At 65.5% G+C, this 13,779-nt stretch carries 14 protein-coding genes; 12 read left to right on the plus strand and 2 right to left on the minus strand.

The features are described 5' to 3' along the window. The first annotated feature begins 75 nt into the window (after positions 1–75). From ACZ60G_RS09065 to ACZ60G_RS09110, 10 genes are all read left to right on the plus strand, one after another. On the plus strand, positions 76–1,716 hold the full coding sequence (locus ACZ60G_RS09065; RefSeq protein ID WP_465808674.1) for a serine/threonine-protein kinase: 1,641 nt from the start codon (positions 76–78) through the stop codon (positions 1,714–1,716). An 18-nt stretch (positions 1,717–1,734) separates the two neighbouring features. Beyond that, positions 1,735–2,406, plus strand: coding sequence for an HAD family hydrolase (locus ACZ60G_RS09070; RefSeq protein ID WP_465808676.1), 672 nt, complete (start codon positions 1,735–1,737; stop codon positions 2,404–2,406). Positions 2,407–2,608: 202 nt separating this feature from the next. Next, positions 2,609–3,472: a HalD/BesD family halogenase gene (locus ACZ60G_RS09075; RefSeq protein WP_465808678.1), complete on the plus strand. Its 864-nt coding sequence runs from the start codon at positions 2,609–2,611 to the stop codon at positions 3,470–3,472. 10 nt (positions 3,473–3,482) lie between these two features. After that, positions 3,483–4,322 carry a class I SAM-dependent methyltransferase gene (locus ACZ60G_RS09080; RefSeq protein ID WP_465808680.1) on the plus strand — a complete coding sequence of 280 codons (840 nt, stop codon included), beginning with the start codon at positions 3,483–3,485 and terminating at the stop codon, positions 4,320–4,322. Next, the gene (locus ACZ60G_RS09085) at positions 4,319–6,130 is read left to right on the plus strand and encodes a choline/carnitine O-acyltransferase (protein ID WP_465808682.1); all 1,812 of its coding nucleotides are present in this window, start codon (positions 4,319–4,321) and stop codon (positions 6,128–6,130) included. Before ACZ60G_RS09080 ends, ACZ60G_RS09085 begins: the two co-directional genes overlap by 4 nt. 88 nt (positions 6,131–6,218) lie before the next feature. Next, positions 6,219–6,500 (plus strand): phosphoribosyl-ATP diphosphatase, encoded by a 282-nt coding sequence (locus ACZ60G_RS09090; RefSeq protein ID WP_174415078.1) that lies wholly within the window; start codon positions 6,219–6,221, stop codon positions 6,498–6,500. Positions 6,501–6,621: 121 nt separating this feature from the next. Then, positions 6,622–7,473: an ATP phosphoribosyltransferase gene (hisG, locus tag ACZ60G_RS09095; protein ID WP_063037213.1), complete on the plus strand. Its 852-nt coding sequence runs from the start codon at positions 6,622–6,624 to the stop codon at positions 7,471–7,473. A 146-nt stretch (positions 7,474–7,619) separates the two neighbouring features. Further along, positions 7,620–7,754: a hypothetical protein gene (locus tag ACZ60G_RS09100; RefSeq protein ID WP_465808684.1), complete on the plus strand. Its 135-nt coding sequence runs from the start codon at positions 7,620–7,622 to the stop codon at positions 7,752–7,754. Then, the gene (locus ACZ60G_RS09105) at positions 7,754–8,917 is read left to right on the plus strand and encodes a YeiH family protein (RefSeq protein ID WP_465808685.1); all 1,164 of its coding nucleotides are present in this window, start codon (positions 7,754–7,756) and stop codon (positions 8,915–8,917) included. The genes ACZ60G_RS09100 and ACZ60G_RS09105 overlap by 1 nt, the downstream gene beginning before the upstream one ends. A 198-nt stretch (positions 8,918–9,115) precedes the next feature. Further along, complete coding sequence (locus tag ACZ60G_RS09110) at positions 9,116–9,265, plus strand: hypothetical protein (RefSeq protein WP_465808687.1); 150 nt, start codon at positions 9,116–9,118, stop codon at positions 9,263–9,265. A 2-nt stretch (positions 9,266–9,267) separates the two neighbouring features. Here the strand turns inward: ACZ60G_RS09110 and ACZ60G_RS09115 are convergent, their stop codons facing one another. Then, positions 9,268–10,167, minus strand: a complete 900-nt coding sequence (locus ACZ60G_RS09115) for a RecB family exonuclease (protein ID WP_465808689.1) — start codon at positions 10,165–10,167, stop codon at positions 9,268–9,270. 80 nt (positions 10,168–10,247) lie between these two features. Here ACZ60G_RS09115 and ACZ60G_RS09120 point away from each other — a divergent pair, with 80 nt between their 5' ends. Then, positions 10,248–11,081, plus strand: coding sequence for a tRNA (adenine-N1)-methyltransferase (locus ACZ60G_RS09120; RefSeq protein WP_465808691.1), 834 nt, complete (start codon positions 10,248–10,250; stop codon positions 11,079–11,081). A 1-nt stretch (position 11,082) separates the two neighbouring features. Here the strand turns inward: ACZ60G_RS09120 and ACZ60G_RS09125 are convergent, their stop codons facing one another. After that, complete coding sequence (locus ACZ60G_RS09125) at positions 11,083–11,604, minus strand: WKL family lipoprotein (RefSeq protein ID WP_465808692.1); 522 nt, start codon at positions 11,602–11,604, stop codon at positions 11,083–11,085. Positions 11,605–11,783: 179 nt separating this feature from the next. Between ACZ60G_RS09125 and arc the strand changes: the two genes are divergently transcribed. Further along, positions 11,784–13,544, plus strand: coding sequence for a proteasome ATPase (gene arc, locus ACZ60G_RS09130; RefSeq protein WP_465808693.1), 1,761 nt, complete (start codon positions 11,784–11,786; stop codon positions 13,542–13,544). Positions 13,545–13,779 lie beyond the last annotated feature (235 nt).

The raw sequence follows: 13,779 nt of genomic DNA on the forward strand, positions 1-13,779 counted from the left end.
TAGCATTTTCAAGGATTTCCGCTTACGCGCGGAGTGCGGAATTGACTCGGCGGCAAGCAGGAGGGGCACAACACCATGACGGCGGACCGGTTGATCGCTGGACGGTATCGGCTGACGGATCCGATCGGCACCGGTGCCATGGGTGTGGTGTGGCGGGCGACCGACGTCCGGTTACGCCGCACTGTCGCCGTGAAGCAGTTGCTGCTCGCGCCCGGTCTGTCCCGGTCCCAGGCCCTGGAGGCCAAGCTGCGGGCCATGCGGGAGGGCCGCATCGCCGCGCGACTACACCATCCCAACGCGATCACCGTCTTCGATGTCGCCGAGGAGGACGGCCAGCCGTGGCTGGTCATGGAGTACATGAACGCGCCGAGCCTGGCCGTGAAACTGGCGGGCAAGCGGACCCTCGCACCGACCGAGGTGGCCCGCATCGGGGCCCAGGCCGCGGGCGCGCTGGCTGCCGCACACGATGCCGGCATCATGCACCGGGATGTGAAACCGGCGAATCTGCTCGTCGGTGACGACGGCACGGTGAAGATCACCGACTTCGGCATCTCCCGCGCCGTCGGCGACGTGACGGTCACCGCGACCGGATTCCTGGCGGGCACCCCCGCCTACCTCGCGCCGGAGGTGGCGCGCGGCGAGAATCCGGAACCGGCCTCGGATGTCTTCGCGCTCGGCTCCACGCTGTATGCGGCGGTCGAGGGCAGCCCGCCGTTCGGTGAGGGTGATAACGCCCTCGCGGTCCTGCACGCCGCGGCGCGGGCGCAGATTCCGCCGCCGCGGCACGCCGGGGAACTCGGGCCGGTGCTGATGCGGCTACTGGCGGCCTCGATCGACGGTCGCCCGAATATGCGCGAAGCCAAGGAGGCGCTGGAAGCCGTCGCGGCGGGCCGGACTCCGGCACTGGTGACCACGCCGACAGTGACCAAGGTGCTGCCCGCGCCCGGCGCGGATGCGACCACCGTTCTGAACAAGTCGGGTGACTCGGAAGACGCTACGCAGGTCGTCGCGCTCGGGCCTCCGGCCGCACCGGCCGTGCCCGTCCCGCCGCCCACACCGCCGAAGTCCGGCGGCACCCTGCCCGGCGGCGGCGGTGAGCAGAGTCGTGGCCGACTGATCGCGGTGGCCGCGGCTGCCGCGGTCGCGGTGCTGGTGCTGGTCGCGGTCATCGTGTCGTCACTGAACAACGACGACAAGGGCGGTGCGGCGGGCGGCTCGACGACGCCGACACCCGCGACCAGCAGTTCGGAGACCGGACCGGAGTCAACGATCGCGATCCAACCGGGTCAGCCCGAGCCGCAGGCGCCGACGACCACGGCGCCGACCACCCAGCCGAGCACCACGCCGACCCCGTCGGCCAAGCCGTCGACCACCGCACCACCGACGACCGTCACCACGCCGTTCGGTCCGGCCACCCCGGATCGGATCTCGCAATTCGTCTACGGCTACTACGGGATGCTGCCGGGCAATGTGCAGGGCGGGTGGTCTGAGCTGACACCGTCGTACCAGGCCCAGACCGGTGGCTTCGGCTCCTACTCACAGTTCTGGTCCACCATTCGTTCGGTGAGCGTGGGCGGCGTCACACCGAACGGTGAGAACCGGGCGGTCGTTTCGCTTACCTATAACTTGAAGAACGGCTCGACCTCGTCGGAGAACCGATGGATCCAGGTCGCGTCGGACAACGGCCGACTGCTGATCGCCGCTTCGGGCGTATAGGAAAGGGAGACGAATCGGGTGACGGCGGGACTTGCCGGGGTGCTGTGGGATATGGACGGCACCCTGCTCGATTCGGAGAAGCTGTGGGATGTCGCCGTGCGCGAACTGGCGCGTGCGCACGGCCACGAGATGACCGATGAACTGCGGCACGCGTTGATCGGTGCGTCCGGCCCGAACGCCTTGCGGCTCATTTTCGATGGTTTGGGTATCGAGGCGACACCCGAGGTGGTGCGGGCCGCCGGTGAATTCATCGAGCGGCGGGTGACCGAATTGATGGCGGGCCCGATCCCATGGCGGCCCGGCGCGAAGGATGCGCTCTCATTGGTCCGCACCACGGGCCTCGCAACTGCACTGGTCACCAATACCAAGCGGTCGCTTACGGAATTCGGATTGGATACGCTCGGCCGCGATTTCTTCGACGTCTCGATTTGCGGTGACGAAGTCGCGCACGGCAAGCCCGACCCCGAGATCTATCTGCGCGCTGCCGAACTGCTCGGCGTGCGCCCGCGAGACTGTGTGGCACTGGAGGATTCGCCGACCGGTGCCGCCGCGGCCGGTGCGGCGGGCTGTGCGGTCATCGTGATCCCGTGTGAGATACCGGTTTCGGCGGCACCGGGGCGGGTATTCCGTAGTTCATTGGTGGGATTGACCCGGCAGGATCTGGAAGACGCGCTACGCGTCAGAGGTTGAAGCGCGCACCCGAGCACCGGGCGCTTTCGGGACGGAACATGATCGCGAGTCCCGCCGTTCGTGAGCCGCCACTCCCGACCTCGGCATAGTGAGAGTTACTGTGCCGCAACGCAAGTGCGCGCAGTTGATAGGTGTGACCGTAGTCACCGGCAACTTTGTCGAATCCCGGGCGTGTCGCCGATTGCTCTACCAAAATGACGCCATGGCAGCGACGGATGTCCTGGACGAGATCGTCGATACGGCACGGTATCCGCTGGGGGATCCGACCGGCGCGGCGTGGGGGGAAGCGGTGGCTCGGGCGCGGGCGGAGCTTGCCGAAAGTGGCTGCACCGTACTGCGGGAGTTCATCCGTCCGGAGCTGATCGACACCTTGCGCGCACAGGGCGAGGTGATGGCCCCGGATGCGCATTACGAGGTCGAGCGCGTCAACGCCTACAACATTCCGCTGAATACCGAACTGCCACAAGGCCATCCGGGACGCATCGTGCTGGAACGCGGCAATGCCTTCGTCCCGCGCGACCGCATTCCGGCCGAGGCTCTGATCCACCGGCTCTACACCAGCACGGTGTTCCAACGTTTCGTCGCGGACTGCTTCGGACTGATCGAATTGCACGAATTCGCAGACCCTTTGGCCGGACTGTGCCTGAATGTGGTGGCGCCCGGAATGTCGCATCCCTGGCATTTCGATACCAATGAATTCACCGTCAGTATGTTGACCCAGCCCGCCGAGACCGGTGGAATCTTCGAGTACTGCCCCAATATTCGCTCACCCCACGCCGAGAACCTCGACGATGTGCGGGATGTGCTCACCGGATCCGGTGCGCAGCTGATCCGGCGCCTCGATCTGCGGCCCGGCGATCTGCAACTGTTCCAGGGCCGCTTCTCGCTGCACCGGGTTTCACCGGTCGAGGGCGGCACCGCACGGCATTCGGCGATTTTCGCCTATACCGATCGGCCCGGTGTCATCGGCACCGTGGAACGTACCCGCCAATTGTTCGGGCGGGTGCTGCCCGATCACCTAACCGCCGCGGCCGACGCCGTCCGCGGCGATCGGTTGCTCGACTGAGAGGGACGACATGCCAGTGCCGTTGCATACGACCGGGAAAGCTTCCTTCGACGATATCTACGACCGTCCCGATCCGCGCGATTATTACGCCCGGATGGCCGAATTGGATTACCGCATACCGGAACTGGCGAAACCGTACTTCCAGCAGCAGATTCGGGAATACCGCGCCTCCGCGCGCGTGGACACCCCGACCGTGCTCGATATCGGTTGCTCCTACGGCGTCAACGCGGCCCTGCTGCGCTTCGACACCACCGTGAGCGAACTCGCCGAACACTACGGCGGCGCCGAGGACGACGCCGACCAGGCCACGCTCATCGCCCGCGACCGGGCCCGCTTGGGCTCTCGCGACCAACTCCCAGGCGTCCGCTTCATCGGCATGGATGCCGCCCGACCGGCGCTGGCCTACGCCCAGGAAGCCGGATTCCTGCACGACACGGTGCACGCGGATCTCGAGGCCACCGACCCGACCGAGGCGCAACGCCGTACGCTGGCGGACGCGGATATCGTCATCTCGACCGGTTGCGTCGGATACGTCACCGAGAAGACGCTGGCGCGGGTGGCAACGGCGCACCCACGTCGCCGGCCGTGGATGGCACACTTCGTACTACGCATGTTCAGTTTCGAACCGATCGCCGCGGAGTTGGCCGCGCTCGGCTACCGCACCGAGCGAGCCCCCGGGGTGTTCGAACAACGCAAGTTCGCATCCGATAATGAACGCACCCAGGTGCTGAACGCCTTGGCCGCCAACGGAATCGACACCGCTGGCCAGGAAAGCACAGGTTGGCTGCTCGCCAACCTGTACATCTCGCGACCGCTACCGAAACACGCCGACCCCGAGGACCCGCATTGACCGAACGCACCTTCGCCGCCGACGTCCACCTGCCAAGGGTGCCCCTGCCGACGCTGGAGGAAAGCGGCGAGCGGTTGCTGCAGTGGTGTGCGCCACTGCTGACCGCCGACGAATTCGCCACCACCGAAGCCGCGGTAGCCGACCTGCTTCGCCCCGATGGTCCGGGCCGAAAGCTGCACGCGGCACTGGCCGAATACGACGCCACCCCCAGTGTCGGAAGCTGGCTGGATCTGTTCTGGCCGTCGCGCTACCTGGGCCGTCGCGATCGCATCGCATTGAATGCCAACTTCTTCTTCCTGTTCCGCGATGACACCGCACTGGCCGCCTCGACCGGTGCGTCGCAGGTGGAGCGGGCGGCCGGAATCATCACGGCCGCGGTCGATTACAAGCTGGCGCTCGATATCGAGGCGATCCCGCCGGTGACCCAGCGTGGACAGCAGCTGTCGATGTGGCAGAACAAGTACCTGTTCTCCGAGACCCGGATTCCGGGGGAGGCACAGGATTCCGTGCGGGTGCCCTACAGCGACGAATGGCCCGGACCCTCGGCTGCGAGGCATATCGTCGTGTTCTTCCACGGCAGCATGTTCCGGATGGAGGTGATCGGTCCGGACGGTGTGCCCTACTCGATGGAGGATCTCGCCGACGGACTGCGCGCGGTGCTCAAGGCGGGGGCGCGCTCGGCCCGCACCGATACCGCCGTCGGCCATCTGACCACCAAGGCGCGGGCCGAATGGGCCGTCAGCCGACAGGGATTGCTGGCCGAACCCGCCAATGTCGCGGCCTTGGACACCATCGAGACCGCGCTGTTCGGCCTGTGCCTGGAGGATTTCACGCCGCGCGACGAACTGCATGCCTGTGATCAGCTGCTGCACGGTGACAGCGCCAACCGCTGGTTCGACAAGTCGGTATCGTTCATCGTCTTCGCCGATGGTCAGGCCGGCATCAATATCGAGCACTGCGGTCTCGACGGCACCACCATCCTGTCCTTTGTCGACACGCTGCTGCAGGCTCCGGCTGCCGAACACGCCGAACGGGCCGGTGCGCAGCCGCAGGGGTTGCCTCCGGTCGAGCCGATCGAATTCGTGCTCGATCCGGCGCAGCGCGCCGATATCGCGGCTGCTGGAGCGGCGTTCTCCCGGTATGCGGCCGAGAACGCCACCGCGACAGTATCTTTCGAGTTCGGCACCACCCACGCCAAGCAGCTCGGCATCTCACCGGATGCGTTCGCGCAGCTGAGCTATCAGCTGGCGCACCGGCGCAGCAAGGGATTGACCGGGGCCACCTACGAATCCATTGCCACCAGGCAGTACCGCAACGGTCGCACCGAGGCCATGCGGGTGGTGACACCGGAGATGGTGGCCTTCGTCGATGCCATGCAGGATCCGGCGGTCGCGCAGGCCGACCGGCTCGCCGCCGCGCGGACCGCGGCGAGCGCGCATGTCGAACGTGCCAAGCAGTGTCAGGCGGGCGATGCGCCTGAGCAGCATCTCTGGGAACTCGAGTGGATCCAGCGGCGGCGCGGCACAGAACTCGGCGTCACCGAACCGATCCCGCTCTACACCAGTCCCGGCTGGACGATCATGCGCGACGACTACCTGAGCACCAGTTCGGCCCCGTCGGTGAATATCCGCTACTTCGGTTTCGGCTCCACCAGCCAGAAGTGCATCGGCATCGCCTACGTCCTGCTGCCGGACCGCTGGAACATCTACCTGGCCACCCCGAAACCTGTCGCCGACGAGATGTACGCCTTCGCCGACCACCTGCGCACCGCCGTGGCGGACCTGGAGGCCCTCCTCACCGAGGGCTGACGCATGGCTTCGTGCCCCTTGTGGCTGCCACAAGGGGCACGAATAGTGCGCAGGATGGGTGGCCGGAGCAACGGGTCCGCATACCCGTCTGAAACAATGGCTCACCGTGAAGAACTTCGAAACCCTGTTCGCCGAGCTGCAAGATCGTGCGGTCACCCGCCCCGAGGGGTCCGGGACCGTGGCGGCATTGGACGCGGGCGTGCATTTCCAGGGCAAGAAGGTGCTCGAGGAGGCCGGTGAGATCTGGTTGGCCGCCGAGCACGAGGGCGACGAGGCGCTCGCCGAGGAGATTTCGCAACTGCTGTACTGGGTCCAGGTGCTGATGGTGGGCCGCGGGCTGAAGCTGGAAGACGTGTACCGACATCTGTGACGGCGGTGTTGAATTTGCGGCACTCGCGGCCCCTGCGTGGTTACGCTCCGCTACCGCCTCCGGGGCCGTCGCTCGCGCCGCGGCGTCGATCCCTAGTTCTCCTCCTCGAAAGGACCCTCCCATGCTGCGCGTCGCAGTCCCCAATAAAGGCGCACTCTCCGAATCGGCCACCTCGATCCTCGCCGAGGCCGGTTACCGCAAGCGCACCGATTCCCGCGACCTGACCGTCCTCGATCCGGCCAACCAGGTCGAGTTCTTCTTCCTGCGGCCCAAGGACATCGCCATCTACGTCGGCTCCGGTGAGCTCGACCTCGGCATCACCGGCCGCGATCTGGCGCTGGATTCCGGTGCGCCGGTTCAGGAACGGCTCGCACTCGGCTTCGGCCGCTCCACCTTCCGCTACGCCGCCCCGGCCGGGCGCGAATGGAAGGTCGAGGACCTCTACGACAAGCGCATCGCCACCTCGTACCCGAATCTGGTCCTGAGCGATCTGCAGCGGCGTGGCATCGAGGCCGAGGTGATCCGCCTCGACGGCGCCGTCGAGATCTCCATCCAGCTCGGTGTGGCCGATGCCATCGCCGATGTGGTCGGCTCGGGCCGCACGCTGCGCCAGCACAATCTGGTCGCTTTCGGCGAGACCCTGTGCGATTCGGAGGGCGTGCTCATCGAGCGCACCGGTTCCGATCAGAACGAACGGGCCCGCAATCAGCTCATCGCGCGCATCCAGGGCGTCGTATTCGGTCAGCAGTACATCATGTTGGATTACGACTGCCCGAAGGAGCTCCTGGAGGAGGCGGTCAAGATCACGCCCGGCCTCGAGTCGCCGACGGTATCCCCGCTCGCCGATTCGAACTGGGTCGCCATCCGTGCCATGGTGCCGCGCAAGCAGGGCAATGAGGTGATGGACCAGCTCGCCGAACTCGGCGCAAAGGCGATCCTGGCCTTCGATATCCGGTCCTGCCGCGCCTTCTGACCTGATTTCGTCCACTCGGCCCCGTCGTCCGGCGGGGCCGAGTTGTTTGGTGCGAGTGATCGATTCATTGCGATTGCAATCGGTGTGCTGACCTGCGATTGATTGGTACGTTGCGGCCTCGATGAGGAAATGCAAGGAGTACTACCGTGTCGCAGACACCGCCCGTGAAACCTTCGGGCAGCACATTCGCATGGAATGAGGACTGGCTGGCCGCGATCGTCGGCCTGGTTCTCATCGCCCTCGTCCTGATCGGCGCAATCCCGGATTGGTTGGTGCCGTGATGTCGGAGAGTGGCGCCAGGACCGAGACGGACGCAGTCGATGAGGCGGCGGTCCGATCCGAAACCACTGCACTGCAGTCGATTTCACGCCCCACGGTAGCCGAGATCGGAGCCGGCATCGCAGCCGTCGTCCTGCTCGGCGCGCTGACCCGCTATTTCGACACCCACGTGCCGCAGTGGGCCGCCGGTACACCGTTCAACCGGATCGCCAAGTCGATCGAATTCCCGGTGTACGCCATTGCCATCGGCCTGATCGGCAATGTCGTACTCGCGAAACTCGATCTCCGGGAACGCCTTTCGGCCGGTTTCCGCACCGAATTCTTCATCAAGACCGGTGTGGTGCTGCTCGGCGCATCGATCAATCTGAAGATCCTGGTGACCGCGGCGGGCCCGTCGATCGTGCAGGCGCTGCTGTTGATCACTGCGGTTTTCGGTTTCACATGGTGGCTGGGCGGTCGACTCGGCCTCGACGATAAGCTGCGCGCGCTGCTGTCCTCGGCTGTCTCGATCTGCGGTGTCAGCGCCGCCATCGCGGCCGCGGGTGCGGTGCAGGCCAAACGCGAGCAGATCGCGTATGCGGCATCGCTGGTTATCATCTTCGCATTGCCGTCGATCTTCGTATTGCCTTGGCTCGCCGATGTTTTCGATCTTTCCGACGCGGTCGCGGGCGCGTGGATCGGCGGCAATATCGATACGACCGCGGCGGTTGCGGCCTCCGGTGCGATCGCAGGGGAGAAGGCGCTGCAGATCGCCACCATCGTGAAGACCACCCAGAATGCGCTCATCGGCATTGTCGCCATCGCGCTCACCGCCTACTTCACTATCCGGGTCGAGCGCATTCCCGGTGCGGCCCGGCCCTCGGTGCGCCAGTTCTGGGAGCGGTTCCCGAAGTTCGTGATCGGCTTCGTCGCCGCGTCCGTCATCGGCACGCTGTATCTGCAGTCGGTGGACAAGAAGACCGGCGCGGCGCATATCGCGATCGTCAACGATCTGCGCACGTGGTTTCTGATCTTCGCATTCGTCTCCATCGGTCTGGAGTTCTCGCTGCGCGGCCTGCGCGAGGCAGGCTGGCGTCCGGTCGTGGTCTTCGGATCCGCGGCTGTCGTCAATCTGGCCGTCGGCTTGGGCCTGTCCGTGCTGCTGTTCCACAACTTCACCGCGTAGATCCGCATCGGCAACCTGCCGTTTCGGTGCTCGCCGATCACCCCGGCGAGCCTCACAGCGGCATTGTGTGCGTTCAGTTCAGGACCGAACTCACGAAAAATTCATGCTTCGCCGTCAACACTGGGGGCGTGTCGGGCGAAACAACTATGGAACACCTCGGAGGGCAGTGCCGTTCGAGCACGGAGAGGGGAGGACCCAGTGAAACAGAGTGTCGAGTCGGTCGGGTCGTGGTGGCGGATTCGCAATGTGCTCATCGTGGTCGGTGATGCCGTCGGCGTAGTTGTGCTCATCGGCGTTATCGCCGCGCTCGGCTCGCACGGCCTCGATCTGAATCTGTTCGTCGGCTGAGCTCAGTCGGCGACCGCTTCGGCGAGGGTTTCGTCCGGTGACTCACCGGTGCCACTGTCCGGCCAGCCCGGATAGACCGGTGGTGTGCCGCCGAATGCGGGGCACAGACTCTTGTAGCTGCAATGCCCGCACAGCCAGCTGGTGCTCGGCAGGAACTCGCCGGTCCGGCCCGCCGCCAGAATGGCCTGCCACAGGGCCGAGAGAGTGCGTTCGAAGCGCAGCAGTTCGTCCTCGTCGGGGGCATAGGTGAGGATCTGTTCGTCGGCCAGGTAGATCAGCCGCAACTGGGTGGGCAGGATGCCGCGGGTCCGTAGCACCACCAGCGCGTAGAACTTCAGCTGGAACAGCGCCTTGGTCTCCTGGGCAAGTCCGGGCGCCCGGCCGGTCTTGTAATCGACGACGCGCAGCTCCCCGGTCGGCGCGACATCGATGCGGTCGACGAACCCGCGCAACAGCACACCGTCGTCGAGTTCGACCTCCACCCGCGACTCACACGACTCCGGATCGAACCGGGTCGGATCCTCCAGCCGGTAGTACGTCTCGACGAAGGCGCGCACCTCGCCGAGAAAGCCCGCCAGTTCGTCCGCTGCGACCACATCGGCGCTCTCCGGTCTATCGGCCAGCACCCGGGCCCATGCGGGCTCGACAAGCTCAGCAGCCCGTTCGAACCGGCGTTCCCCGGCAGGCAGTCCGTACAGATCCTCCAGTACCGCGTGCACCACCGTGCCGCGCACCGCGATCCGGGTCGGTGGCTCCGGAATCCGATCGATCGCACGAAACCGGTACTTGAGCGGGCACTGCTTGAAATCCATTGCCCGCGAGGGTGACAGCGCCGGACGCGGACGGTCCGGTGCGACCTCCCGCGCGTTGTCGGCAGGGGGCGTGGATACCGGCGGATGCATACCTGGCAGGCTATCCGGGCGCACCGACACGCCGGTGTCACTCAGTGCGGACAGCAGCGACGACCAGCGAACGGAGATACATGACGGCCAGACGGACCGGGCCATTCACCATCGGGGACCGGGTACAGCTGACCGATGCCAAGGGGCGCCTCTACACCGTGGTGCTGGAACCGGGTAAGGAATTCCACACGCATCGCGGCGGTATCAAACACGACAACCTGATCGGCGCCGATGAGGGCAGTGTCGTGCAATCCACCAATGGCACACCGTATTTGGCGTTGCGGCCGTTGCTGATCGATTACGTGCTCTCCATGCCGCGCGGTGCGGCGGTTATCTACCCCAAGGACGCCGCCCAGATCGTGCACGAGGGCGATATGTTCCCCGGCGCGCGCGTACTGGAGGCCGGTGCGGGCTCCGGCGCGCTGACGTGCTCGCTGCTGCGCGCGGTCGGCCCGCAGGGCCAGGTGGTCTCCTACGAGATCCGCGAGGATCACGCCGAACACGCGATCCGCAATGTGGAGACCTTCTTCGGCGAGCGGCCGGACAACTGGTCGATCACCGTCGCGGATGTCGCCGCTTACGACGGCCCGCCGGTCGATCGCGTCGTCCTGGACATGCTCGCCCCGTGGGACGCGCTACCCGTCGTGTCCAAAGCGCTGGTCCCCGGCGGTGTGCTGATCGTCTATGTGGCGACCGTCACACAATTGTCGAAAGTGGTCGAGGCGCTGCGCGAGCAGGAGTGCTGGACCGAGCCGCGTTCGTGGGAATCGATGGTGCGCGGCTGGCATGTGGTCGGTCTGGCGGTGCGGCCCGAACATCGCATGCAGGGCCACACCGCCTTCCTGGTCAGCGCGCGGCGGCTTGCCGAGGGGACGGTCACCCCGAAGCCGCAGCGTCGCCCGTCGAAGGGCTGAATCAGGCCGGCACGCAGGGCGCCTGCGCGAAGCCGAGCATCAGGCAGCCGCTGGCGTCCGAAAGCTTCCAGGCACCGTCGACATGTTCCCAGGTCAGGGGCATGGCGGGGGCGGTGCCGTGCGGTGAGGTGATGGTCACCTGGGCGGTCGCGGAATTGCCGCTGGTGGTGATATCGGCGACCGCGTAGGTGAGCTTGCCGTAGCTGCCCAGCGCCTGGTTCATCTGGTCGATATTGGCGGCGCGCTTTTCGCCATCGACGATCAGCTTGGTCTTCTCGGAGGTGGGTTTCGCCGGGTCGGAAAGGGCATCCAGGACGGCGGTGAGCGTTTCGGCGGTGGGTGCGGCGGCGTTGCCGTGGTCGCCGTGACCTGCGGCGCTGGTGGACGCGGCGGCGGAAGTGGTACTCGTGGCCTTGGCATCGGATTTGTCGTCGGAGCCGCAGCCGGTGAGCCCGACGGTAGCGGCCATCGCCGCCGCGGCGATAACCATGGACGTACGCAGCGTCCTGGCGGGAAGGAGCATCGTCAGCAACCTTTCGGTTCGGTCGGCGAAGCGCGTCGCCGTGGACTGGTTAGGGCAGGCTAACATGGTGTATCCGGCGTCGACCGCAGCCCAGATGTGATCACGACGAAACCATGTCGGAAAGCGAGAACGGTTCGCGCCCGGTAGCGTTAATAGACCGGGACTGGGAGGAGCAGCACATGAGCCCCATCGAGAATTCGGATTCGGCGGCCTGGAGAGAGCTCGAGGCGGTACGCGCCGAAGCGGCTGCTCTCCGAAGGCAACTGGCCGATTCGCCGGATCGCGCACGGGAATTGGAAGCCCGTATCGATTCGCTGACCATTCGCAACACCAAGCTGATGGACACTCTCAAGGAGGCGCGCCAGCAGCTGGTGGCTTTGCGCGAGGAGGTCGATCGGCTGGGTCAGCCACCGAGCGGGTACGGAATTCTGATCGGTGTGTACGAGGATCAGACGGTCGATGTGTTCACTTCGGGCCGCAAGATGCGCTTGACGTGTTCACCCAATATCGACGCCACGACCCTCGAATACGGTCAGACCGTCCGTCTCAACGAGGCGCTCACGGTCGTGGAGGCCGGAATCTTCGACGCTGTCGGTGAGATCGGGACCCTGCGCGAGATCCTCGACGACGGACGCCGGGCGCTGGTCGTCGGGCATGCCGACGAGGAGCGCGTGGTGTGGTTGGCGGGTCCGCTGGCCAAAGTCGCCGAGGTCGATGATCTCGACGATCCCGATTCGCCGATCCGCAAGCTGCGGCCGGGTGATTCGCTGCTCGTCGACACCAAGGCCGGTTTCGCCTTCGAGCGGATTCCCAAGGCCGAGGTCGAGGATCTCGTGCTCGAGGAAGTTCCCGATGTCGACTACGGCGATATCGGTGGTCTCGGCCGGCAGATCGAGCAGATCCGCGATGCGGTGGAATTGCCGTTCCTGCACAAGGATCTGTTCCGCGAATACGCGCTGCGCCCGCCCAAGGGCGTGCTGCTCTACGGTCCACCCGGTTGCGGTAAGACGTTGATCGCCAAGGCCGTTGCCAACTCGCTGGCGAAGAAGATCGCCGAGGCGCGCGGTGAGGATGCCAAGGAAGCCAAGTCGTTCTTCCTGAACATCAAGGGTCCCGAGCTGCTGAACAAGTTCGTGGGTGAGACCGAGCGCCACATCCGGATCATCTTCCAGCGCGCACGGGAGAAGGCGTCCGAGGGTACGCCGGTGATCGTGTTCTTCGATGAGATGGATTCGATCTTCCGCACCCGTGGTTCGGGCGTGTCCTCCGACGTGGAGACCACGGTCGTGCCGCAGCTGCTCTCGGAGATCGACGGTGTCGAGGGTCTCGAGAATGTGATCGTGATCGGTGCGTCCAACCGCGAGGACATGATCGACCCCGCGATCCTGCGGCCGGGCCGTCTCGATGTGAAGATCAAGATCGAGCGGCCGGACGCGGAATCGGCACAGGATATCTTCTCGAAGTACCTGGTCGAGGATTTGCCGTTGCACGCTGACGATCTCGAAGAGTTCGGTGGCGACAAGGGTCTGTGCATCCGCGCGATGATCGAACGGGTCGTCGACCGGATGTACGCCGAGAGCGAGGACAACCGCTTCCTGGAGGTCACCTACGCCAACGGTGACAAGGAAGTCCTGTACTTCAAGGACTTCAACTCCGGCGCCATGATCCAGAACATCGTGGACCGCTCCAAGAAGTACGCCATCAAGGCCGTACTCGACACCGGCAACCCGGGCCTGCGCATCCAGCATCTCTACGATTCGATCGTGGACGAGTTCTCCGAAAACGAGGACCTGCCCAACACCACGAATCCCGATGACTGGGCCCGCATTTCGGGTAAGAAGGGCGAGCGGATCGTCTACATCCGCACCCTGGTCACCGGCAAGAACGCCAGTGCCAGCCGCTCGATCGATACCGAGTCGAATACCGGGCAGTACCTGTAGGTCGGTTGACTTCGAGGGCCGTGCTTCCAGCTGGGGGCACGGCCTTCGACTGTTCGGGCGAGCGGATCGTCTACATCCGGCTGCGTCTATTTCACCGGCAAGAACGCCGGTGCCAGCCGCTCGATCGATACGGAGTCGAGTACCGGGCAGTACCTGTAGGTCGGTTGACTTCGAGGGCTGTGCTTCCAGCTGGGGGCACGGCCTTCGACTGTTCGGGCGAGCGGATCGTCTACAT

This window comes from Nocardia sp. NPDC102475, assembly GCF_055584605.1.

What these genes read in the sequence shown, in the direction of transcription:
- ACZ60G_RS09065 (WP_465808674.1), top strand. Translation starts at nt 76, where the DNA reads ATGACGGCGGACCGGTTGATCGCTGGACGGTATCGGCTGACGGATCCG.
- ACZ60G_RS09075 (WP_465808678.1), top strand. Translation starts at nt 2,609, where the DNA reads ATGGCAGCGACGGATGTCCTGGACGAGATCGTCGATACGGCACGGTAT.
- ACZ60G_RS09080 (WP_465808680.1), top strand. Translation starts at nt 3,483, where the DNA reads ATGCCAGTGCCGTTGCATACGACCGGGAAAGCTTCCTTCGACGATATC.
- hisG (WP_063037213.1), top strand. Translation starts at nt 6,622, where the DNA reads ATGCTGCGCGTCGCAGTCCCCAATAAAGGCGCACTCTCCGAATCGGCC.
- ACZ60G_RS09105 (WP_465808685.1), top strand. Translation starts at nt 7,754, where the DNA reads ATGTCGGAGAGTGGCGCCAGGACCGAGACGGACGCAGTCGATGAGGCG.
- ACZ60G_RS09115 (WP_465808689.1), bottom strand. Translation starts at nt 10,167, where the DNA reads ATGCATCCGCCGGTATCCACGCCCCCTGCCGACAACGCGCGGGAGGTC.
- ACZ60G_RS09120 (WP_465808691.1), top strand. Translation starts at nt 10,248, where the DNA reads ATGACGGCCAGACGGACCGGGCCATTCACCATCGGGGACCGGGTACAG.
- ACZ60G_RS09125 (WP_465808692.1), bottom strand. Translation starts at nt 11,604, where the DNA reads ATGCTCCTTCCCGCCAGGACGCTGCGTACGTCCATGGTTATCGCCGCG.
- arc (WP_465808693.1), top strand. Translation starts at nt 11,784, where the DNA reads ATGAGCCCCATCGAGAATTCGGATTCGGCGGCCTGGAGAGAGCTCGAG.